The sequence below is a fragment of the Shimia sp. genome, assembly GCF_039969785.1.
GTDB lineage: Bacteria > Pseudomonadota > Alphaproteobacteria > Rhodobacterales > Rhodobacteraceae > Shimia.
The window spans coordinates 23,373-46,329 of sequence record NZ_JBDVNC010000018.1; the positions used below are offsets into that span (position 1 = coordinate 23,373).

Annotated in this window: 20 protein-coding genes; 10 read left to right on the forward strand and 10 right to left on the reverse strand. The window is 57.6% G+C overall.

Annotated features, from left to right (window positions below):
* Window positions 1-50: 50 nt before the first annotated feature.
* The 4 genes from ABJI08_RS09535 to ABJI08_RS09550 all read left to right on the forward strand — a co-directional run bounded on the left by ABJI08_RS09535 (window position 51) and on the right by ABJI08_RS09550 (window position 4,630).
* Entirely contained in the window at window positions 51-251 is a 201-nt protein-coding gene (locus tag ABJI08_RS09535; protein WP_348401599.1) for a hypothetical protein, read from the forward strand.
* Between the two features lie 95 nt (window positions 252-346).
* Window positions 347-664: a DUF2834 domain-containing protein gene (locus ABJI08_RS09540; protein WP_348401600.1), complete on the forward strand. Its 318-nt coding sequence runs from the start codon at window positions 347-349 to the stop codon at window positions 662-664.
* Window positions 665-772: 108 nt separating this feature from the next.
* Window positions 773-2,038 (forward strand): diaminopimelate decarboxylase, encoded by a 1,266-nt coding sequence (lysA, locus tag ABJI08_RS09545; RefSeq protein WP_348401601.1) that lies wholly within the window; start codon window positions 773-775, stop codon window positions 2,036-2,038.
* Between the two features lie 36 nt (window positions 2,039-2,074).
* Complete coding sequence (locus ABJI08_RS09550) at window positions 2,075-4,630, forward strand: TIGR02302 family protein (protein WP_348401602.1); 2,556 nt, start codon at window positions 2,075-2,077, stop codon at window positions 4,628-4,630.
* A 77-nt stretch (window positions 4,631-4,707) separates the two neighbouring features.
* Here the strand turns inward: ABJI08_RS09550 and ABJI08_RS09555 are convergent, their stop codons facing one another.
* Window positions 4,708-5,742, reverse strand: coding sequence for a zinc-ribbon domain-containing protein (locus ABJI08_RS09555; protein ID WP_348401603.1), 1,035 nt, complete (start codon window positions 5,740-5,742; stop codon window positions 4,708-4,710).
* Between the two features lie 146 nt (window positions 5,743-5,888).
* Here ABJI08_RS09555 and ABJI08_RS09560 point away from each other — a divergent pair, with 146 nt between their 5' ends.
* Genes ABJI08_RS09560 through ABJI08_RS09575 form a run of 4 tightly spaced genes read left to right on the forward strand, consistent with a single transcriptional unit; the run spans window position 5,889 to window position 8,803 of the window.
* Window positions 5,889-6,566, forward strand: coding sequence for an ATP-binding cassette domain-containing protein (locus tag ABJI08_RS09560; RefSeq protein WP_348401604.1), 678 nt, complete (start codon window positions 5,889-5,891; stop codon window positions 6,564-6,566).
* Entirely contained in the window at window positions 6,563-7,465 is a 903-nt protein-coding gene (locus tag ABJI08_RS09565) for an FtsX-like permease family protein (RefSeq protein ID WP_348401605.1), read from the forward strand. The genes ABJI08_RS09560 and ABJI08_RS09565 overlap by 4 nt, the downstream gene beginning before the upstream one ends.
* Window positions 7,465-8,214, forward strand: a complete 750-nt coding sequence (locus ABJI08_RS09570) for a lysophospholipid acyltransferase family protein (protein WP_348401606.1) — start codon at window positions 7,465-7,467, stop codon at window positions 8,212-8,214. The genes ABJI08_RS09565 and ABJI08_RS09570 overlap by 1 nt, the downstream gene beginning before the upstream one ends.
* Window positions 8,198-8,803, forward strand: coding sequence for a pyridoxamine 5'-phosphate oxidase family protein (locus ABJI08_RS09575; RefSeq protein WP_348401607.1), 606 nt, complete (start codon window positions 8,198-8,200; stop codon window positions 8,801-8,803). Before ABJI08_RS09570 ends, ABJI08_RS09575 begins: the two co-directional genes overlap by 17 nt.
* Before the next feature lie 43 nt (window positions 8,804-8,846).
* Here ABJI08_RS09575 and ABJI08_RS09580 read toward each other — a convergent pair whose 3' ends face one another.
* From ABJI08_RS09580 to mdh, 8 genes are all read right to left on the reverse strand, one after another.
* A complete protein-coding gene (locus ABJI08_RS09580; RefSeq protein WP_348401608.1) occupies window positions 8,847-9,224 on the reverse strand; it encodes a hypothetical protein in 378 nt (125 codons plus the stop codon).
* 206 nt (window positions 9,225-9,430) lie between these two features.
* Window positions 9,431-10,828, reverse strand: coding sequence for a dihydrolipoyl dehydrogenase (lpdA, locus tag ABJI08_RS09585; RefSeq protein ID WP_348401609.1), 1,398 nt, complete (start codon window positions 10,826-10,828; stop codon window positions 9,431-9,433).
* A gap of 167 nt (window positions 10,829-10,995) precedes the next feature.
* Entirely contained in the window at window positions 10,996-12,501 is a 1,506-nt protein-coding gene (gene odhB / locus ABJI08_RS09590; protein WP_348401610.1) for a 2-oxoglutarate dehydrogenase complex dihydrolipoyllysine-residue succinyltransferase, read from the reverse strand.
* 3 nt (window positions 12,502-12,504) lie between these two features.
* The gene (locus tag ABJI08_RS09595) at window positions 12,505-15,465 is read right to left on the reverse strand and encodes a 2-oxoglutarate dehydrogenase E1 component (RefSeq protein ID WP_348401611.1); all 2,961 of its coding nucleotides are present in this window, start codon (window positions 15,463-15,465) and stop codon (window positions 12,505-12,507) included.
* Window positions 15,466-15,771: 306 nt separating this feature from the next.
* Window positions 15,772-16,653, reverse strand: coding sequence for a succinate--CoA ligase subunit alpha (gene sucD, locus ABJI08_RS09600; RefSeq protein WP_348401612.1), 882 nt, complete (start codon window positions 16,651-16,653; stop codon window positions 15,772-15,774).
* A gap of 347 nt (window positions 16,654-17,000) precedes the next feature.
* Complete coding sequence (sucC, locus tag ABJI08_RS09605; RefSeq protein WP_348401613.1) at window positions 17,001-18,194, reverse strand: ADP-forming succinate--CoA ligase subunit beta; 1,194 nt, start codon at window positions 18,192-18,194, stop codon at window positions 17,001-17,003.
* A gap of 169 nt (window positions 18,195-18,363) precedes the next feature.
* Window positions 18,364-19,182 (reverse strand): hypothetical protein, encoded by an 819-nt coding sequence (locus ABJI08_RS09610; protein ID WP_348401614.1) that lies wholly within the window; start codon window positions 19,180-19,182, stop codon window positions 18,364-18,366.
* A gap of 118 nt (window positions 19,183-19,300) precedes the next feature.
* Window positions 19,301-20,263: a malate dehydrogenase gene (gene mdh / locus ABJI08_RS09615; RefSeq protein ID WP_348401615.1), complete on the reverse strand. Its 963-nt coding sequence runs from the start codon at window positions 20,261-20,263 to the stop codon at window positions 19,301-19,303.
* Window positions 20,264-20,717: 454 nt separating this feature from the next.
* Here mdh and ABJI08_RS09620 point away from each other — a divergent pair, with 454 nt between their 5' ends.
* The gene (locus tag ABJI08_RS09620) at window positions 20,718-21,461 is read left to right on the forward strand and encodes a sulfite exporter TauE/SafE family protein (protein WP_348401616.1); all 744 of its coding nucleotides are present in this window, start codon (window positions 20,718-20,720) and stop codon (window positions 21,459-21,461) included.
* Between the two features lie 12 nt (window positions 21,462-21,473).
* On the opposite strand, the gene ABJI08_RS09625 is transcribed toward ABJI08_RS09620, so the two are convergent.
* The gene (locus ABJI08_RS09625; RefSeq protein ID WP_348401617.1) at window positions 21,474-21,791 is read right to left on the reverse strand and encodes a hypothetical protein; all 318 of its coding nucleotides are present in this window, start codon (window positions 21,789-21,791) and stop codon (window positions 21,474-21,476) included.
* A gap of 301 nt (window positions 21,792-22,092) precedes the next feature.
* Here ABJI08_RS09625 and ABJI08_RS09630 point away from each other — a divergent pair, with 301 nt between their 5' ends.
* Window positions 22,093-22,947, forward strand: coding sequence for a CoA ester lyase (locus tag ABJI08_RS09630; protein WP_348401618.1), 855 nt, complete (start codon window positions 22,093-22,095; stop codon window positions 22,945-22,947).
* Window positions 22,948-22,957 lie beyond the last annotated feature (10 nt).

Consider the following 22,957-nt stretch of genomic DNA (forward strand, 5'->3'; position numbering starts at 1 on the left):
CCGGGCAACTGAGCTAGAATAAGACTCAGTTGCTTGGGGGCATTGGTATCGTGAAACGTGTTTTGGTAGTGTTGCTTGGATTTGGTTTTTTGGCCGGGTGTGGCGTTGACGGCGAGCCGTGGACGCCAACAATGGGCGCAAATATCGGTTTGGGCAGCGGCGGTGTCAGCACATCCGGACATATCGGTGTGAGCAACGGACCTATCAGTATTTCGGTGGGTGGTGGATGCCATCGCCACGGCTGTTGGTAAGCTGATCAGATCAAAGTCATTCTAGGGCGTGAACCTGCTGGGCAGGTTCTGCGGAATGTCGTAGACCTTAGTCATTCGGTCTGCGGAGAGTTTACATGTCACCCTTACGTCTGATTTTTCTGGGCCTTGCCATTTGGGGGGCCGTACATCCCATGTTCTTTTTCGGACCGTGGTTGATGGAAAATGGCGCGGATCTGGAAAAGCTGGTTTCAGAATGGAAGGCCGGCCCGGCGACAACGGGATTATACTGGGATTTGGTGATTGCGGCGGTGGCGCTGACGGTCTGGATATTGGCCGAGGTAAGTGTACGGCGGAACTGGCTTGCCTTGATCGCTATTCCCGCAACGTTTTTGATCGGGGTCAGCTGCGGGTTGCCCTTGTATTTGTTTTTGCGGGCCAAACCGGTCCGTTGAACGCCCGGTGCGATGCCGCCTGTGTGGATGTGTGATTGAAAGCAATTGCGCCTGTGGCTATGAGGGTCACTGACGCACAGGCAGACGCACAGGCAGGAGACGCAGCGCATGGATCATTTCCTTTATCGTGATGGGGCATTGTTCGCCGAGGACGTGCCGGTTTCCGAAATCGCCGCTGCTGTTGGCACACCGTTTTATTGTTATTCCACGGCCACGTTTGAACGCCATTTCCGGCTGTTTGACGAAGCGCTGGAGGGGATCGATCATCTGGTGTGCTATGCGATGAAGGCGGCAAGCAACCAGGCGATCCTGAAAACTCTGGCCGCGCTGGGCGCTGGGATGGATGTGGTGTCAGGCGGAGAATACGCGCGCGCGGTGGCGGCAGGTGTGCCGGGGGATCGAATTGTGTTTTCCGGGGTTGGCAAAACCCGCGATGAAATTGCGATGGCGTTGCAGGGCGGTATCCGCCAGTTCAACGTGGAAAGCGAGCCGGAAATGGCGGTCATTGACGCGGTTGCACAAGAACTGGGCATGGTGGCACCCATCACCGTGCGGGTGAACCCGGATGTTGACGCGAAAACCCACGCCAAGATTGCCACCGGAAAATCTGAAAACAAATTTGGCATTCCTATCAGCCGCGCGCGCGACGTTTATGCGCATGCCGCCAGCCTTAAAGGGCTGAAAGTGATTGGCATCGACGTGCATATCGGCAGCCAGCTGACCGAGCTGGCACCATTTGAGCTGGCCTATCGCAAGGTGGCAGAACTGACCGAACAATTGCGGGCGGATGGTCACGAGATCACCCGGCTGGATCTGGGGGGCGGTTTGGGCATTCCTTATGAGCGGTCAAACACAGCCCCGCCATTGCCGGTGGAATATGGCGCGATGGTCAAGCGAGAGCTGGGGCATCTGGGTTGTGAGATTGAGATTGAGCCCGGTCGGCTTATTGCCGGAAATGCCGGGATCATGGTCAGCAAGGTGATCTATGTGAAATCCGGTGAAGACCGCGAGTTTCTGATTGTCGACGGGGCGATGAACGATCTGATCCGCCCGGCCATGTACGAAGCGCATCATGATATTGTGCCGGTGATCGAACCGGTGCCGGGCACGGAACCCGCACAATATGACATCGTTGGGCCGGTTTGCGAAAGCGGTGACACATTTGCCAAAGGCCGGACCATGACACCGCTGAGCGCGGGCGATCTGATCGCGTTTCGCAGTGCAGGCGCATATGGCGCGGTGATGTCGAGCGAATATAATTCGCGCCCGCTGATCCCGGAAGTTCTGGTCAACGGGGATCAATTTGCGGTTATCCGCCGACGTCCGAGCTATGAAGAGATGATAAATCGCGATAGCATTCCTACATGGTTGTAAGGCTATCCCGCCTTAGGCCAAGCGATTGGGAGCATCGTGGCACACCGAACGGAGGCTGAAACTGCGTTAAAGCGGCTGGGTATCGTGCTTGGCCTGACCCGGATTGGCTTGTTGGCCGAGCGGGTGACGCAAGCGTTTTGGCCGCTGTGGTCCCTTGTTTTTCTGGTTTTGGCCGCTTTGATGATGGGCGCACAGGATGTCGCGCCGCTAGAGGTTGTATGGCTGGTCGGGCTGCTTTGCGTGCTGGCAACAGGTGTGGCCGCTGTGGTTGGTGCGCGCAGGTTTGTGATGCCGACCCGACAGGATGCGTTGGTGCGCCTTGACGCGACCTTGCCCGGGCGGCCCATTCAGGCGCTGATGGATCAGCCTGCGATTGGGGCGCATGACAAAGGCAGTCAAATGCTTTGGCGTGCGCATCAGGCGCGAATGGCCAAAAACACGCAAACCGCGCGACCGGTACATCCAGATTTGCGCGTGTCCCGGCTGGACCCGTTTGGACTGCGCTATATTGCGGTGTTGGCGCTGTCGGTTGCGTTTTTGTTTGGGTCCTTTGCCCGGGTCGGAAGCGTTGGTGAGATGACCCCGGGGAATGGTGCCGCGCTGGCTAGTGGTCCGACATGGGAGGGCTGGATTGAGCCGCCTGCCTATACCGGGCGTCCGGCGTTGTATTTGAATGATCTGACTGATGCATCGCTGGAGTTGCCAGAGGGCAGCCGCATTCTGGTGCGTCTTTATGGTGAAGTTGGCGCGCTGACGGTCGCCGAGACCGTGTCCGGCCGGGTGGGCGAAGTATCAAGTGCCGCTGACGCAGAACAGAATTTTGCCATTGCCCAATCTGGCAAGCTTGAAATCGCGGGTCCGGGCGGACAGGCGTGGGCCATTGATATGGTTGGGGATGTGTCGCCGCAGATTTCCGTAAGTGGCACGGCCGAAGTTTCCGGGCGCGGGGAAATGACGCTGCCTTTTGAGGCGGCGGATGATTATGGCATCACCGGTGGCACAGCTGAAATTGCGCTGGATCTGGAGGCGGTGGCGCGCCAGCACGGGTTGCGCGTCGCGCCTGAGGACCACACACCGGTGACGGTGGAATTGCCATTGCCAATCACGGGCGACAGGGCGGTATTTACCGAAACTCTGATCGAAGATTTTTCCAAACACCCATGGGCGCATCTGCCAGTAATTGTGACTTTGACGGCTTTGGATGACGCGGGGCATGTCGGCGCGTCTGCACCAGAGCAGATGGCGCTTCCGGCGCGGCGGTTTTTTGATCCTTTGGCCGCGTCTGTGATCGAGATGCGGCGAGATCTTTTGTGGTCGCGTGAAAACGCGGCCCGGGTGTCGCAATTGTTGCGGGCGGTGTCCCATCGCCCCGAAGAAGGCGTTTTTCGCCAGGAGACAAACTATCTGCGTTTGCGCACAGTTCTGCGCCGACTTGAGGCGTTTTCCGGGCGCAGGCTGACGGATGAAAAGCGTGATGAGCTTGCCGAAGCTTTGTGGGAACTGGCGCTGAAGCTGGAAGAGGGCGATCTCGGCAGTGCGCTGGAACGGTTGCGCCGGGCGCAGGAACGGTTGTCGGAGGCCATGAAAAACGGCGCCAGCGATGCCGAAATTGCCGAGCTGATGCGGGAGTTGCGCGAGGCGACCGAAGATTACATGCGCGAATTGGCACGGCGTAATCAACAGAACGGCGAAGACGGCGAGTCTCAGCAATTGTCGGAAAACATGATGCAGCTGGATCAGAATGATTTGCAGCGCATGATGGATCGCATTCAGGAATTGATGGAACAGGGCCGCATGGCCGAAGCGCAGCAGGCGTTGGATGAACTGCGCCAGATGATGGAAAACATGCGCGTCACGCAAGGTGAGGGTCAGCAAAGCGAAGGTGAGCAGGCCATGGAAGGTCTGGCCGATACGCTGCGCGAACAGCAGGGGTTGTCGGACGAAGCGTTCCGCGAATTGCAGGAACAGTTCAATCCCGGTGCGCAAAGTGGCCAGTCGCGGGAAAATGAAGGTTATAGTGGTGGTGAAGGCCGCGGCCAGTCACATGACGGGACCGGGCAGGGCACGGGTGAAGGTGAAGATGGATCGCAAGACGGTCAGCAGCCCGGACGCAGTGCGCTGGAAGACCGGCAGCGGGATTTGCGCGACGAACTGGACCGTCAGATGGGCAATATGCCCGGTCAGGGTTCGCCCGAAGGTGATGCGGCGCGCGAAGCTTTGGGACGGGCGGGGGATGCGATGGAAGGCGCGGAGGATGCGTTGCGCAGCGACGATCTGGCCGAAGCCATCGACCGTCAGGCTGAAGCTATGGAAGCGCTGCGTGATGGCATGCGAAGCCTGGATGAGGCAATGGCTCAGCAAGAACAGCAGGGGCAGCAGGGTCTGGCGGAAAATCAGGGCAATGCGCAGGATCCGCTGGGCCGAAGTGCAGGAAATCGCGGACCTTCCGGAACAGAAGAAGGATTGCTGCAGGGCGAAGATGTGTACCGTCAGGCGCGTCGGTTGCTGGATGAAATCCGGCGCCGTGCAGGCGAAGGGGATCGTTCGGAAGTGGAACGCAACTATCTGGAAAGACTGCTGGACCGGTTCTGATTTTCGCAGAGTGCCCCGGGGGTGACTCGCGCCGCCTTGCAGGCGCCGACGACCCACCCACCCGGGCCAAAAAGACGTTACTCTGACCCGGTGAAGCCGTCGAGCCAGAGGAACAGTTTGGTCACTTGAGAGTCGAGCCAGACCCTGCCCTGGTTGGCATTTTCGATGAACGCATCAAGGTAGGGGCGTGCTGGCGGGTAAGCCTGCGCAATCTTGTCGTCGTTGCTGTAGGCGAGGATGGCGGCCAGTGCGACCAGCAGCGCAATCCCAAAGCCCAGACGGAACCCACGGCGCCGTTTGGTGTCAGTTGGTGCGGCAGGTTCGTCCGAACCAGCCCGACCGGGGTCTGCTGTTCCGCGCAGCGTCGAATTGATCTCTTCGATATCGGGCAGCAATTCGCGCCGTGAATCCGGCTTGGCGGGCTCTGGCGGTGTCTCTTCGGTTTTTTCTTCTGTCGGCAAACCACGCAGGCGGCGCATTCGCGCCTTGGCCTCAAGCAGTCGGCGATCAGCTTCGTTTTCGGGTTCGCTCAGCCCGAGGTCAGGTTGGGTTTCCAGCGTGTCGGCCTCGCGGGCGCGGGCCTCGTGTTCGGCCTCTTCACGCAGCACGCCGGCGACCGCTGGATCAAGGCCGCGCTGGCGAGGCGTCCGATCCGGTTTGATATCATCATCATCCGTGAAGACCTCGTCATATGGGCGGTCTTCGTCGGCTAGGGTTTCGTCTGTTTTGGAGTCCGGTTCCGGATCGTCAAATTGTTTGTCGTCAGAGCCAGTCTCGTCTTCTCCACTCCAGATGTTTTCCGCACTTTCAAACAGTCCGTCGCCTTCAGCTTCGGCAGCGGGGATGTCCTCACCATCATCATCGAAGGTTATTTCCGGCGGCTCCACTTCTTCAAAGGCGGGCCGGTCGTTTTCGTCTTCGTCGGTTTGCCCGTCTTCAGGCTGTTCTTCTGACAGTGCAAAATCATCAGGTGCGACGGCTGTTTCTTCCTCGGGATGAGACTGAAACCACGTGTCGCCGCAATTTGAACATTGCACGTCCCGCCCTGCCAGCGGAATCACATCGTCTGGTACTTCGTATTGAGCACCACAATTCGGGCATGTCAGCCGCATGGTTTTCCCCTGATGTCCCCACTGCTCTTCATTAATTTATGATCTTATTCTGTAATATGCACCCGGGAAAGTGCAAAGCCCTGCCGTGACCGGATTGAATCCTGTCCGATGCTCGTGCACAACAAGGCCAGACAGGGGGCCGATCCGTGATCGAACTGGAAAACATTGCTTATAACTATGGCGGCGGCGAGTTGCTGAGTGAGATTTCTCTCAAGCTTGCACCGGGATCGTTCCATTTTCTGACCGGCCCGTCCGGAGCAGGAAAGACGACATTTTTGAAATTATGCTATGGGGCATTGGCTCCAACTGCGGGTAGCGCACGTCTTTTTGGTCAGGATGTGCGCGATATGGACCGGGATGGGCATGCGCTGGCGCGGCGTCGCATCGGAGTTGTGCATCAGGATTGCCAGTTTCTGGACCACTTGCCGCTGGCCGACAATGTCGCGCTCCCTTTGACAGTGTCAGGGCGTGATTCGCATGAGCAAGTCACCAATCTGGAAGAATTGTTGAGCTGGGTTGGTCTGGGGCATCGGGCAAGCGCGTTACCGCCGGAACTTTCGGGGGGTGAGCGCCAGCGTGCCGCACTGGCGCGGGCGGTGATTATGTCGCCGGAAGTGGTGTTGGCCGACGAGCCGACCGGGAACGTGGACTGGGAAATGTCGCAACGGCTTTTGCAATTGCTGGTGGAGTTGAACAGGATGGGTAAGACCATCCTGATTGCCACGCATGACCTGAACCTGATCCGGGCCGCCAAGCATCATGTGCAGGCGCGGGTTCTGCGGATTTCAAATCGAAAATTGCAATTGGCGGGGGCGGATCTGTGAAGCTGATCAAGACGATCTCCTCGCTGATTGTGGGGGACGTACAAGCCGACCGGGTTGTGCCTCCGACTGGGTTCACCGCAAGGTTAACGTTGTTTGCTGCCGCAACGATGGCGTTTTTGACTGTGTTTGCGTTGGCGCTTTCGCTGGCGTCGGGGCGGTTGGCGCAACGTTGGGGAGACGAGCTGGCGCAAAGCGCGACATTGCGGATATCGGCGCCTGCGGAACAGTTGGATGCACAGACCGAGGCGGCGCTGAGCGTGTTGCAGAGCACGCCTGGCGTCGCATCTGCACGAGCGTTGGGCGACGATGAACAACGCGCCTTGCTGGCACCCTGGTTTGGTCCGGATTTGCCGGTGGACAGTTTACCGATTCCACAGCTGATCGAAATTCTGGAGACCGATGACGGGTTTGACCCGGCAGGGTTAAGGTTACGGCTACAGGCCGAGGTGCCGGGCGCGGTCCTAGATGATCACACCCGCTGGCGCGCTCCGCTGGAACGCGCGGCTGGGCGATTGCGATTGCTGGGCTGGGTGGCGATCCTGTTGATCGGGGCAACAACGGGCGTCATGATCACGCTTGCTGCGCAGGCGGCGCTGGCTGCTAATGCGCAGGTCGTCGCGGTGTTGCGGCTGATTGGGGCACGAGACGCTTATATAGTGCGCGCGTTTGTAAGGCGCTTTACGTTGCGGGCGCTGTCGGGTGCTGCCATTGGCACGGTGCTGGGCGCTGGCGCGATGATGCTGTTGCCTGCAGCCCAGGAGGAGGGCGGCTTTTTGACGGGACTGGGCTTTGTTGGGACCGGGTGGTTGTTACTTTTGCTTATTCCGTTTCTGACGGCCATTGTGGCCTATGCTGCAACCGGTGCGGCGGCGCGGCGCACGCTTTCGGAGCTGGCATGATGCGATACGGTATTCAATGGGTACGATCCCTGATCTTTAACGCGCAGATGTATGTCGCCATGCTGGTATTGGGGTTGGCGTTTTTCCCCTGGGCGATATTCAGCCGCAAAGGCGCTGCGATGGCGTGCAAGTCTTATTGCCGCTGGGTGTGCTGGACGGCAGGCTGGATGATTAATCTCAAAACCGAAGTGCGTGGTACACCTCCGACGCAGGAGGTTATGATCGGTGCCAAGCATCAGTCGTTTCTGGATATTATCATGATTTTCGGCTCTGTTCCGGCAGGGAAATTCATCATGAAGCGCGAGCTGATGTGGGCGCCAATTCTGGGGCAGTACGGATTGCGGATCGGTTGTGTTCCGGTTAATCGCGGCAAACGTGGTGCGGCCATCAAGCAAATGGTCGCTGATGTCGCGTCGGGCGCGCAAATTGCCGGCCAGTTGATAATCTATTCGCAAGGCACACGGGTCGCGCCGGGGGCTCGCAGGCCTTACAAGGTGGGCACCTATGCACTCTACAGCCAACTCAACCAACCATGCGTGCCTGCAGCTACAAATGTCGGTGTGTTCTGGCCGCGCCATGGCGTGTACCGCAAGCCGGGTGTTGCAGTGGTTGAGTTTTTGGAACCTATGGCGCCAGGACTGAGCCAAAAAGAGTTTATGGAAACATTGGAAGAGCGCGTCGAGAAGCGCTCGGATGCATTGATGCGCGAAGCGGGGTTTGATCCGGATGGGGATGAAATACGTCACTGACATTGCGGAGCTGGAAACGCTTTACGGCACACCCGGGGCGGCATCTCTGCGCAAAGTGGCGCAACGGATGACGCCAGAGTATCGCCGCTGGATCATGGCATCACGGTTCTGCGTTATCTCGACAGTTGGGGAAGACGGGACCGACGGGAGTCCGCGCGGTGATGACGGACCGGTGGTGCGCGAACTGGACGCACAAACATTGGCAATACCGGATTGGCGCGGCAATAACCGGATGGATACTTTGCGCAATATTGTGGCAGATGGCCGAATTTCGCTGATGTTTATGGTGCCGGGATCAAACAATGTCGTGCGGATAAACGGGTTGGCACGCGTAACGACCGACGTTGATTTGTGTGAGAGCTTTGAGGTGCAGGGGCGACATCCCCGGTCGGTGATCGTGATCCGGATTGGCGAGATATATACGCAATGTGCGCGTGCTTTGATGCGGGCGCGGATGTGGTCGTGTGGCGATGAAAGTCAGGAATTGCCGAGTGCCGGGGAGGTGCTGGCCGCGCTGACGGATGGCGAAGAAGGCGGAGCTGTTTATGACGCCGCGTGGCTGGAACGCGCCAGAAAAACCATGTGGTGACGGGTAGGTCGGACAAATTTGTCCGACCTACGGCAGATGTGGTTTATGTTTCAAAACCAGGTGCCTTGATTTTGAGACTACCGCCTGAACTATCACCCCAATCCGGGAAGGCAAATAAGGTGACGCCCCAACGTTGCGGAGTGCCTATGGGACCTGCAAACCATCCTTTGTGTATTTTGCCCATTCGGGCGCCGGGATCATAGGGAAGATCAGGGAATTCTCTCGCGACAATGGCTTCGACATAGGTAAGTAGTTCAATGGCTTCCGCTTCTGAGAGCGCATTTGGCGCATGTGTCTCAAGGGAACACGTTGCAGGTCGGACACTTAGGAAAACCCTGTGTTCGAGATCAATCCAGGTTCTCTGTCCAGATGGGCTTGTCGCCCTTGCGAGACCAATCTGTTCAGGTTCAGGAATTGCCAAACCGTGATGGTTGGGCAAGCAAACCTGGGTAAACAACTCAGCGATCCGTTGAGCTCTGGTTTGCATTGGCGTCAGCAGCCACGCGCCTGATAAGCCAGCAGCAAATCCTATGGCTATGACCGGGATGAGAATTTTTGTTTCAAAGACCTGTCCACAAACGAAAAGGGGCAGCCACGGCCGCCCCGTCTCCGATAATATGTTTTGCCTTAGCTGTGAATGGCACCGTCGCCACAAGCCAATGCCGCTTCGCGGACCGCTTCCGAGTAGGTCGGGTGTGCGTGGCAGGTTAGCGCGATGTCCTGCGCAGACGCGCCAAATTCCATGGCCACGCAGATCTCGTGGATCATGTCACCAGCCGCAGGGCCAATGATGGCGGCGCCCAGGATTCGGTCGGTCTCGGCGTCGACAATCAGTTTTACAAACCCATCGCCCTGATGCACAGCCTTGGCGCGGGCGTTGCCCATGAACATGAATTTGCCAATCTTGGGCTTTTTGCCTTCGGCCTTGAGTGCGGCTTCGGTGATTCCCACGGTGGCGACTTCGGGGGTGGTGTAGACCACGCCGGGGATGACGCCATAATTTACGTGGCCATGATTGCCCGCGATCACATCCGCAACGGCCATGCCTTCGTCTTCGGCTTTGTGCGCCAGCATGGGACCTTCGATCACGTCTCCAATGGCATAAATGCCAGGTACGTTGGTGGCCCACTGGGCGTTGGTCGCAATCTGGCCGCGTTCGGTCAGTTTCACGCCAGCAGCCTCAAGCCCCAACCCGTCGTAATAAGGTTTGCGACCCGTTGCGACGAGGACAACATCGGCGTCCAATATCTGCTCGTCATCAGGAGATTTCTTGAGAGCGTATTTTACTTTGGCTTTGGTCTTGGTGGCGTCGACACCGGATACGGCGGCGCCCATGACAAAGGTAAGTCCTTGTTTTTCAAGGATACGTTTGAATGTGCGTTGCACGTCGGCGTCCATGCCGGGGGTGATGGCGTCCATGTATTCGACCACGGTCACCTCGGACCCCAGACGGGCATAGACCGACCCGAGTTCCAGTCCGATCACGCCAGCGCCGATGACAACCATCTTCTTGGGCACTTTGGGCAGGTCAAGCGCGCCTGTGGAATCGACCACCACGCCTTTGTCATTGTCGACCTCAACACCGGGCAGGGACGATGGCACAGAGCCGGAGGCGATCACGATATTCTTGGTATCATAGGTGGCATCGCCCACCTTGACTTTGCCTGCAGCTTCGATGCTGGCATAGCCTTTGATCCAGTCTATCTTGTTCTTTTTAAGCAAGAATTCGATGCCGCCGGTGTTCTGGCCGACGACGTCCGATTTATAGGACTTCATCTGTTTCCAGTCGACAGACGGGCTTTTGCCCTTGAGGCCCATATCGGCAAAGTTGTGCTCTGCCTCGTGCAGCATATGGGTGGCATGCAACAGCGCCTTGGACGGGATACAGCCCACGTTGAGGCAGGTGCCGCCAAGGGTTTCGCGGCCTTCGACTACGGCAGTTTTCAAGCCCAGCTGGGCGCAGCGAATGGCCGACACATAGCCGCCGGGGCCAGCGCCGATAATGATGACGTCATATTGGGACATGGGTCATTTCCTTCATAAAAACGACGTCGGTATCACGTCGGTATTGCGACTGTATTACGTCGGTATGAGTTTCGGGAGGGGGGCGCTGCCCCCATCGCGGCAAGCCGCGACTCCCCCGGAAGTATTTTTAGCAAAATGAAGCGCACGCACCATTTTGCTAGGTGTCTTTACAGATCCATCAGCAACCGGCGTGGATCCTCAAGCGCTTCTTTGACGCGCACGAGGAAGGTCACAGCACCTTTGCCGTCGACGATGCGGTGGTCATAGGACAGAGCCAGATACATCATCGGGCGGATCACGACTTCGCCGTTGATCGCCATGGGACGGTCCTGAATCTTGTGCATGCCTAGGATACCGGACTGCGGCGGGTTCAGGATCGGTGAGGACATCAGAGAGCCGTAGACGCCGCCATTGGACAGGGTGAACGTGCCGCCCTGCATTTCGGCCATCGACAGTTTGCCGTCACGCGCGCGGCGACCTTTTTCGGCAATCGCTTTTTCGATGCCTGCAAAGCTCATCGAGTCTGCATCGCGGATTACGGGCACCACAAGACCTGTGGGCGTACCGGCGGCGACGCCCATATGCACAAAGTTCTTGTAGACGATGTCAGTGCCGTCAATCTCGGCATTCACTTCGGGCACTTCTTTGAGCGCATGAACACAGGCTTTGGTGAAGAAGGACATAAAGCCCAGACGCACGCCGTGCTTTTTCTCGAACTGGTCTTTGTACTGACTGCGCAGGGCCATCACTTCACCCATGTCGACCTCGTTATAGGTGGTCAGCATGGCGGCGGTGTTCTGGCTGTCTTTCAGACGGCGGGCGATGGTCTGACGCAGGCGGGTCATTTTGACCCGTTCTTCGCGACCCGCATCTTCGGCAGCAACCGGCGCGCGTGGTGCGGCAGCTTTTGCCGGTGCGGCGGCCGGAGCCGGGGCCAGAGCGGCCTTGAGCACGTCTTCTTTCATGATGCGCCCGTCGCGGCCCGATCCCTGAATATTGTCCGGGGTCAGACCTTTTTCCGCCATCAGTTTATTGGCAGATGGGGCATTTTCGATGTCGTTGCGACCTGCACCAGCGGCCGAGGCCGGGGCCTGAGCGGCGGCAGGGGCGGCCGGGGCAGGCGATGCACCGGCAACAGCGCCAGAGCCTGAGATCACCGCCAGTTTCGCACTGGCGTCAACGGTCGCGCCTTCGGGAGCGGTGATTTCAGCCAAAACGCCAGCAGCGGGGGCAGGCACCTCGACGGACACCTTGTCGGTTTCCAGTTCGCAGAGCATTTCATCCTGCGCAACCGTGTCACCCACAGCTTTGAACCATGTGGAAACGGTGGCTTCGGTCACGGATTCGCCGAGCGTGGGCACCATGACGTCAACCGATTCGTTGCTGGCCGCCGGGGCCGCTTTGGCCGCAGGCGCGGATGCGGCGGCAGCGCCGTCGCCCGCAGTGATGGTCGCAAGCAAGGCATCAACGCCCACTGTGTCACCTTCGGCGGCAATGATTTCGCCCAGCACACCGGCAGCAGAGGCCGGGACTTCGACGGTTACCTTGTCGGTTTCCAGCTCGCAGAGCATTTCATCAACTGCCACGGCATCACCCGTTTTTTTGAACCAAGTGGCCACGGTGGCTTCGGTGACGCTTTCGCCAAGGGTCGGGACGCGAACTTCTGTCGTCATCGATCAGTTTCCTTCCATGGAGAGCGCGGCATCCACCAGCGCTGATTGTTGTGCTTTGTGTTGGCTTGCCAGTCCAGTGGCAGGCGAGGCCGAAGCGGCGCGGCCTGCGTATACCGGACGGGTGTGTTTGGCTTTGATACGGGTGAGGGTCCATTCGATATTGGGTTCGATGAACGTCCAAGCCCCTTGGTTTTTCGGTTCTTCCTGACACCAGACCATTTCGGCACCTTTAAAGCGCGACAGTTCGGTGACCATGGATTTGGCCGGGAACGGATAGAATTGTTCGACCCGCATCAGATAGACATCGTCAATGCCGCGTGCGTCACGCTCCTCGAGCAGGTCATAGTAGACCTTGCCAGCGCACATCACGACGCGTTTGATTTTGTCATCTGCGACCAGTTGCGTGTCAGAGTTTCCTTTTTGCGCGTCATCCCACAGAACCCGGTGGAAGCTGGAGCCTTCGACAAAGTCTTCGGCAGTTGAGACACAGAGTTTGTGGCGCAACAGCGACTTTGGCGTCATCAGGATCAGCGGTTTGCGGAACGTGCGGTGCAGCTGACGGCGCAGGATGTGGAAATAGTTGGCCGGGGTTGAGCAGTTGGCCACAATCCAGTTATCCCCACCACACATTTGCAGGAAACGTTCCAAGCGGGCGGATGAGTGTTCGGGGCCTTGTCCTTCGAAGCCGTGCGGCAAAAGAACGGTCAGGCCTGACATACGCAGCCATTTGGATTCACCGGAGCTGATGAACTGGTCAAACATGATCTGCGCACCGTTGGCAAAGTCGCCAAACTGGGCTTCCCAAAGGGTCAGCGCATTGGGTTCCGCCAGCGAGAAGCCGTATTCAAAGCCCAGAACTGCATATTCGGACAGGGCCGAGTCGATCACGTCGAAATGTGACTGGCCTGCGCGAATGTGGTTCAGCGGGTAGTAGCGTTCTTCTGTTTCCTGATTGACGATACCGGAATGGCGCTGAGAGAACGTACCACGGGTGGCGTCCTGACCAGACAGGCGGACCGGGAAGCCCTCGGTCATGAGCGAGCCAAAGGCCAGAGCCTCGGCGGTTGCCCAATCAAAGTCCTTACCGGAGTCAAACATCGCTTTGCGCGTATTGAGAAGGCGACCAACGGTTTTGTGTACCGGGAAACCTTCTGGCAGCGTACTGAGCGCGGTGCCGATTTCCTTTAGGGTGTCCGCTTTGATCGACGTCTTGCCGCGCTGATAGTCTTCGTCCTGCTTGTCCAGATGCGACCAGCGGCCATCCAGCCAGTCAGCTTTGTTCGGCTTGTAATCCTTGCCGGCCTCAAACTCTTCATTGAGGTGCGCCTGGAAGGCGGCCTTCATGTCTTCGATTTCGCCTTCGGGGATAAGACCATCTTTGACCAGCCGTTCTGTGTAGAGCGACAGAGTTGTCTTATGGCCTTTGATGCGTTTGTACATCACCGGGTTGGTGAACATCGGCTCGTCGCCTTCGTTGTGACCAAAGCGGCGATAGCAGAAGATGTCGAGCACCACGTCTTTGTGGAACTTCTGACGGAATTCGGTGGCGACTTTCGCGGCGTGTACCACCGCTTCTGGGTCATCGCCGTTCACGTGGAAGATCGGCGCTTCAACCACCAGCGCGTTGTCGGTGGGATAGGGCGAAGACCGTGAGAAGTGTGGCGCTGTGGTAAAGCCAATCTGGTTGTTCACAACGATATGCATGGTGCCGCCGGTTTTGTGCCCACGCAGACCGGAGAGGGCGAAACATTCTGCCACAACACCCTGACCGGCAAACGCCGCGTCGCCGTGCAGCAGGATCGACATCACCTGCATACGCTCTGCGTCGTTCAGCTGGTCCTGCTTGGCGCGGACCTTGCCCAGAACAACCGGGTTTACTGCTTCAAGATGCGATGGGTTGGCAGTCAGCGACAAGTGCACGGTGTTGCCGTCAAATTCCCGGTCGGACGAGGCGCCTAGGTGATATTTCACATCGCCTGATCCGTCGACATCTTCAGGTTTGAAGCTGCCGCCCTGAAATTCGTTAAAGATCGCTTTGTAAGGCTTGGCCATCACGTTGGCCAGAACCGAAAGACGGCCCCGATGCGGCATACCCACAACGATCTCTTTTACACCAAGGTTGCCACCGCGTTTGATGACCTGCTCCATGGCCGGGATCAGGCTTTCGCCACCGTCCAGACCAAAGCGTTTGGTGCCCATGTATTTGACGTGCAGGAATTTCTCAAAGCCTTCGGCTTCGACCAGCTTGTTCAGGATCGCTTTGCGCCCTTCGCGGGTAAAGCGGATTTCCTTGTCGTAACCTTCGATCCGCTCTTTCAGCCAACCGGCCTCTTCGGGGTTGGAGATGTGCATGTATTGCAGCGCAAATGTGCCGCAATAGGTGCGCTTAACGATGTCCATGATCTGGCGCATCGTGGCGATGTCCAGACCCAGAACCTTGTCGATAAAGATCGGGCGGTCCATGTCGGCATCCGAAAAGCCATAAGAACGCGGATCCAGTTCGGGGTGGCCGGTATTGTCGCGCATGCCCAGCGGGTCAACATCTGCAATCAGATGGCCCCGGATACGGTAGGCGCGGATGATCATCAGGGCGCGGATCGAATCCAACACGGCGCGTTTGATTGCCTCGTCAGAGACCTCGACACCCTTTTCGGCGGCTTTTGCCTTGATCTTACCGCCTGCGGCTTTGGCCTCGGCGGGCTCTGGCCATTCGCCGGTCAGCGACGCCGTCAGGTCGTCATTTGGCATTGGCGGCCAATCGGTGCGCGCCCAGCTGGGGCCGGTGGCCTCGGCTTTGACGTCCAGATCAGCGTCGCCAAGTTGGCGGAAAAATTCCTGCCAGACCTCATCAACCGCAGCAGGGTCATTGGCGTAGCGGGCATACATCTGTTCGAGGTATTCCGCATTGTGCCCCTGCATAAAGGAGGAGGCGTGGAAGATGTCGTTGGGAGACTGTTCAGTCATGATTTCACCTCAGCATTTCGCTCGGGCAGGGGATTTCTCCCGCAGCCATTGACCCCATGAAGGTTGTTGGAGTTGGATTTGAGCCCTTTGGTTTCAGTTCTGTTCCTGCCGGAACCGGAACAACTGAAAACGGATCCGTCGGCTCAATACTTTGTGCCGCAGCAACGGAACCTGTGGATCCGACAATACGGAAATTTGGTACCCGGACACGCCGCGCAACTCCCGACGGCCCCCACGGGCGGGGGCTTTCGCCCCACCCGCGGTCAGGCACTGCCCTGAGGGCAGTGGTCGGGAGAGTGCTCAACATCAGCCGATGGCTTTCAGGACGGCTTCGCCCAAACCAGCAGGGCTGTCAGCAACAACGATGCCAGCTTCTTTCATTGCCGCAATCTTGTCGTCTGCGCCGCCTTTGCCGCCAGCAACAATCGCACCAGCGTGGCCCATGCGACGGCCGGGAGGGGCCGTACGGCCAGCGATAAAGCCAGCAGTTGGTTTCCAGCGGCCTTTCTTGCGCTCGTTGGCCAGGAATTCGGCAGCTTCTTCTTCTGCCGAGCCACCAATTTCACCGATCATGATCATCGATGTGGTTTCATCATCGCTGAGGAACATATCGAGGATGTCGATATGTTCGGTGCCTTTGATCGGGTCGCCACCAATGCCAACGGCGGTAGACTGACCAAGGCCGATATCTGCTGTCTGTTTCACTGCTTCGTATGTAAGCGTACCTGAGCGCGAAACGACACCCACGCTCCCGCGTTTGTGAATATGACCGGGCATAATTCCGATTTTGCAGGCGTCTGGCGTGATGACTCCGGGGCAGTTCGGGCCGATCAGACGGCTGGAAGAGCCTTCCAGCGCGCGCTGAACGCGCATCATGTCCAGCACCGGGATACCTTCGGTGATGCAGACAATCAGTTCCATTTCAGCGTCGATGGCTTCAAGAATCGAATCCGCAGCAAAGGGGGGCGGTACATAGATCACCGAGGCGTTGGCTTCGGTTGTGGCTTTGGCTTCGTGCACCGAGTTAAAGACGGGCAGGCCCAGATGATCCATGCCGCCTTTGCCGGGGGTCACACCGCCGACCATTTTGGTGCCATACGCGATGGCCTGTTCCGAGTGGAACGTGCCCTGTGAGCCGGTAAAGCCCTGACAGATCACCTTGGTGTTTTCGTCTACGAGAATGGCCATGTTGGCTTCTCCTGTTTTGAATTTTTGTTAGCGCAGCTTTGATTTCAAAGTACGTTGTGTCGGATCGGGTGGCCGAGGAATGCGAATTGGCAATGGCGCAAACATGTGCCCATTGACTGTTCCCTTAACTCCACTGGCTGAGCGGTTCGGAGACGCGCCCGGATGATCATCTCTGAAACATTCCGGGCAATCTGACCCCGTCCGATCAGTTGATGGAGGATGGCGGGCTTGTTGGCGCCGCAGCCTGAGGGGTTGTGCGCACTGGCAGGTTTTCGTTTTGACCGCAAGCAGCCACAAACAAAGTGCTGAGACCCAGTAGTGTCATAACAATCGCATTCCGCATAAATTTACCCTTTCACGGCTTTCACAATTTTTTCGGCTCCGTCGCTGAGGTTGTCAGCGGCGATCACATCAACGTCTGAATTGTTGATGATGTCTTTGCCGGCTTCCACGTTTGTACCTTCAAGACGTACAACCAGTGGCACCTGCAGGCCAACCTCTTTCACCGCAGCGACCACGCCTTCGGCGATGACGTCACAGCGCATGATACCGCCGAAGATGTTCACAAGGATCCCTTTGACGTTGGGGTCAGAGGTGATGATCTTGAACGCTTCGGTGACTTTCTCTTTGGTCGCGCCGCCACCCACATCGAGGAAGTTGGCAGGCTCAGCACCGTAGAGTTTGATGATGTCCATGGTCGCCATGGCAAGACCCGCGCCGTTCACCATGCATCCGATTTCGCCGTCCAGAGCAATGTAGTTCAGGTCGTATTTCGACGCTTCCAGCTCTTTGGGGTCTTCTTCGGTGGTGTCGCGCAGTTCAGCGATGTCGCCGTGGCGGTAGATGGCGTTGCCGTCAAACCCAACTTTGGCATCGAGAACTTTGATGTCGCCCTTGTCCGAGACGATCAGCGGGTTGATTTCCAGCATCTCCATGTCTTTGTCGGTGAAGGCCTGATAAAGCTTGCCCATCAGTGCGACGCACTGTTTGACTTGTGCACCTTCAAGACCCAGCGAAAAGGCGATGCGGCGACCGTGGTAAGCTTGATAACCCGTGGCCGGATCAACGCTGAATGACAGGATTTTCTCTGGTGTTGCCGCGGCAACTTCTTCGATGTCCATGCCGCCTTCGGTCGAGCAAACGAACGAAATGCGCGATGTCTGGCGATCCACCAGCAGAGCGAGGTAGAGTTCACGCTCGATACCGGAACCGGCTTCGATATAGATGCGGTTGACCTGTTTGCCTGCCGGACCAGTCTGGTGAGTCACAAGTGTGCGGCCCAGCATCTTTTTGGCTTCTTCGGCGGCTTCTTCAACCGACTTGGTTAGGCGGACACCGCCTTTTTCGCCAGCATCGGCTTCTTTGAAAGAGCCTTTGCCGCGTCCGCCGGCATGGATCTGCGCCTTGACGACCCAAAGTGGTCCGTCCAGCTCTCCTGCTGCGGTTTTGGCGTCTTCGGCTCTCAGGACAACACGTCCCTCTGATACCGGGGCGCCATAGGTGCGAAGCAAAGCCTTCGCCTGATATTCATGGATGTTCATGGAACTGTCCCATATTGCTGCGATTTGACCGTTTCTGGCATAAAGATGCCTGACAGCTAAGCGTTTTTTGTCTTCTTTGGCGAATTTGTCGCATTTGTGATCACACGATAAAAAACTGTGATCACAAAAGTGAAACAGGTGGCGCTAACTGTGCCGGACTTGATTAGAATTATTTGGGATACAGCGACAGAAGGGGCGAGTCGGACAAGGTGTCCAACACAAAGTTTCGGTCATCTGAGGCCAGCTTGTCATAGCTTGCCTGTTGTGCGCTGTCGCGATAATTGCGCATCTTGCGGCGTTGCCAGAACGCGCGTTTGGAGCTGATAAAGCCGCGCGCGTCTTCTTGAGCGTCTGGTGTCTTGATGGGCGAAAGCGGCTGTTTGTCGAGGATGCGCAAGGTTTCCTCTGGGGATTGCACCAGATCTTCGTAACGGATCAGCGCGCTGTTTTCGTAATTGGCCAACAAGTCGGCATGCATCTTCATCTTCAGGACCATCAGCGCCAAAAGGCTGTCGTGATATCGAGGGGCAACACCGTCGCGTTCTACGGTCAGCCAGGGCTGGCGCAGGAACCGCGCAAAGTCGGGAGTCTCCTGCATCAGCGAATGGAACGGATTGCGGTGCATGGATTTCAGCCAACTGGCCGGATGACGCACGATGATTAGAACAGCCGGGGCTTTTGGGGTCAGAAACTCATCCACAAAACGCTGGCTCGGAGCGGCGTGTTTCCAACCGCCATTCTGAGGCAGTTGTTCATAATGCAGATGATCCGTCATGGCCTCATGCGCAGCCTGCCCGTTTGGCAGGCGCGGAAATGGGCCCTTTGGAGCAAACGGGGTCATTTCGTGGGTGACAATCGGCAGGCTGTCAAAAAGCGACAGATCGAAATGCGTGCGCAGCAGCGATTCCAGAAAACTGGTGCCGGAATTGCGCTCTCCGAGAAGCTTGAGGCCGTTTTCGACGGAAATGTTTCGGTTCAGGCCGATCATGCTGAGCTGTCTTCTTGCGGTCACTGGCGTGCGCCAACATTGCATGTTGGGGCGTCGCTGCAACCTAAAACGAAAAAAGCCCGCCAAAAATGGCGGGCTTTTCGAAACTGTGTGAGGCTCAGGACAGTGAGTTGTCGATGCCTTTGCACGCGTCGACCAGACCCTGAACGGCTTTGACCGAAACGTCGAACATGTCCTGCTCTTCTTTGTTGAGCTTGATGTTGACGATTTTTTCAACACCACCCGCACCGATCACGGTAGGAACGCCGACATACATGTCTTTGACGCCCAGATCGCCATCACAATAGGCGGCACACGGCAGAACGCGCTTTTGGTCTTTGAGATAGGCTTCGGCCATTTCGATTGCCGACGCCGCAGGCGCGTAAAATGCCGAACCGGTTTTCAGCAGGCCAACGATTTCAGCACCGCCATCGCGTGTGCGCTGAATGATCGCGTCCATTTTTTCCTGTGTGGTCCAACCCATGTCGATCAAGTCAGGTAACGGGATACCTGCAACTGTGGAATAACGCAGGGATGGCACCATGGTGTCGCCGTGGCCGCCCAGAACAAAGGCGGTTACGTCGCGCATGGACACGTTGAATTCGTCTGCAAGGAAGTGACGGAAGCGTCCGGAATCCAGAACACCAGCCATGCCGCAGACTTTGTTTGTGGGCATGCCCGAAAACTTTTGCAGCGCCCAGACCATTGCGTCCAGCGGATTGGTGATACAGATCACAAAGGCATCAGGGGCGTGCGCAGCAATGCCTTCGCCAACCGATTTCATAACTTTGAGGTTGATGCCCAGCAGATCGTCCCGGCTCATGCCTGGTTTGCGGGCCACACCGGCGGTTACGATACAAACGTCTGCACCGGCGATACCGGCATAGTCGCTTGTGCCGGACATGGTGGCATCGATTTTCTCGACGGGGCCGGATTCAGCAATGTCGAGCGCCTTGCCCTGAGGCAGTCCGTCCGCGATATCAAAAAGAACGACGTCACCGAGTTCTTTGATCGCTGCGAGGTGGGCGAGCGTGCCGCCGATGTTTCCTGCGCCGATGAGGGCAATCTTGGGTCTGGCCATTTGACTTGTCTCCGGTCGATTGAATTATGGGGCGTGGCTTAGGGCGAAAAAGGCTGTGACGCAAGTGTTCGCAGGCGCGGCGAACGGCAGCAGGCGATCGCGGAACCGCAATCCCAGGTCGATTCCATCCTTATTTGCTTGCTTGCCGGAACGGGTTTTGCTGGATAGAAATTGGGTGATCATAATATATGATGGAAGGCAGTAAATTTAAGAAAACAGCAGCGAAACTGTTTATGATAATGGTTTTGGCGAGAGTGACATTGGCGGCTTGCGGCAACAGAACCACCCCGGAGACGGTATAGATGGCCACAATTGGTCAGGAATGACAGACGCCCGACTAGGCGATTAAAGAGGGGCTGTTGACCGAAAAGGAATATGAAGCTCGACGCAAAGAGTTTCTCAACAAATCACAACATAATCCGGCGGGATTCCGGCCAGCGCGTCGTGACAGCCCGTGATTGATTCTTTCAGCATCCTCGCGCTGAGCGCTGCGGCGGTGGTGTTTGCTGGCGTGTCCAAAGGCGGGTTTGGATCGGGGGCTTCCTTTGCCAGCGCGTCGATGCTGGCGCTGGTGATGCCCCCCGGTCAGGCGCTGGGGCTGTTGTTGCCGTTGTTGATGTTGATCGATGTGGCGTCGTTAAAACCCTATTGGCGTAAATGGGATGTGCGCCAGACATGGATGTTATGTCTGGCGGCGGTGCCCGGGGTGAGCTTTGGCGCGCTGTTTTACACAATGGTCAATGAAGACGGTCTGCGGCTGTTGATCGGGCTTGTGTCATTGGGGTTTGTGATCTGGCAATTGCGCCCGCGTGGTGTGGTCGGAAATATCAGGTTGCCGATGTGGGCTGGTTGTCTTGCCGGGTTTGCGGGGGGCTTTACCAGTTTTGTCAGCCATGCCGGTGGCCCGCCGGTCGCCGTTTACCTGTTGTCGCTTGGGCTGAGAAAGACCACGTATCAGGCGACAACTGTGCTGGTGTTCTGGTGCGTGAACGTCATGAAGGCCGTACCCTATGCCTTTCTGGGGATATTCACGGTTGAAACGTTGTTGACGGATCTTGTGCTGGTTCCGTTTGCGTTTCTGGGCACGTGGCTGGGGGTAAAGGCGCATTACGCCGTGTCAGAGCGTGTGTTCTTCGCTCTGACCTATCTGTTGCTGACCGCGACCGGCTGCAAGCTGATCTGGGACGCGATGACCTGAGGTCAGGCGTCTTCAGGCGCCGTCGCCTTTGGGTGGCAATGCTTCGGCCAGTTCTTCGTAGGCCTGACCGCTGGCGACAAGACAGGTCGCGCCATTGGGAAATGTCACCGTGATTGTCCAGCTGCCCGACGTGTCAGAGGCAAACACCTCGACCACGGCACCTTGTGCGCCAAGCCCCACCGACTGGCGGGTTTCGCCATAAGTTTCCCCAAGACGCTGAACCACAGCATCGCGCGGGCCACAGTTGCGGGCTCCTTGCGCCTCAACCAGCTGTGCGCCCATTGCCAAAAGACCAATACCCATCGTCATCGTGACAAGATTGCGTTTCATTTCTTTGTCCTTTCACATCAAAAGCGGACATGCCTGTTGCATCCGGGCACATTGGCCCGAAAGTGGCGTCACCCCCGGTCATCTTATGGATCGACCCTTTTTGCCCGGTGTCCGCTTGTCTGATCGCCGGGGTTCCCACGAGGGTTGATGTCCAAAAGCATGCGACCAGAGCTGCCAAATATGGGTTAACGGGGCGCGCGCGGGCGGTTTAGGGCACAATCTTCTGCACTGCGGCATTTTTGGCCTTGAAGTTTTCATCAAAAAATGCCCCATTTCGCGCAACTTTATTACGGAGAGACTCATGGATCAGCGCGCGCGTCCTTATCGTTCGGTTCTTTACATTCCCGGTTCCCGTGACCGGGCGCTGGAAAAGGCGCGTGGCCTGCCGGTGGATGCCATCATCTTTGATCTGGAGGACGCCGTGTCCCCCGATGAAAAAGAGAACGCCCGCGCCACGTTGCACGCGGCGTTGACACAAGGTGGCTATGGCGACCGGATGCGCGTTGTGCGGATCAATGGGCTGGACACGCAATGGGGGCAGGCCGATGCAGAAGCGGCGGCCAAAATGGAGTGCGATGCGGTGCTGTTGCCCAAGGTTGAGAGCGCGGCCCAAGTTGACGCGCTGGCCGCACTGGTCGGCGACACGCCCATCTGGGCGATGATGGAAACGCCGCGCGGCATGATGAATGCGGCGGAAATTGCCGCACATCCTCAGCTGACCGGGTTCGTGATGGGCACCAATGATCTGGCCAAGGAGCTGCAAACCCGGTTCCGCCCGGATCGTTTGCCGATGATGGCAGGGCTGGGCCTGTGCCTGCTGGCTGCCAAAGCCGAGGGGATTGTGATTGTCGATGGCGTATATAACGCGTTCAAAGATGCCGACGGGCTGAAAGTGGAATGTAATCAGGGCCGCGATATGGGCTTTGATGGCAAAACGCTGATCCATCCAGCTCAGGTGGACGTAGCCAATGTGGCTTTCGCACCATCCGAGGCTGAGATTGATCTGGCCCGCCGTCAGATCGCCGCGTTTGAAGAAACCGAAGCAAGCGGTCAGGGCGTTGCCGTTGTCGACGGCAAGATTGTCGAAAACCTGCATGTGGTGACGGCGCGCGAAATTCTTGCAAAGGCGGATGCAATCGCGGCGCTAGAGGGATAGACCAGAGGTC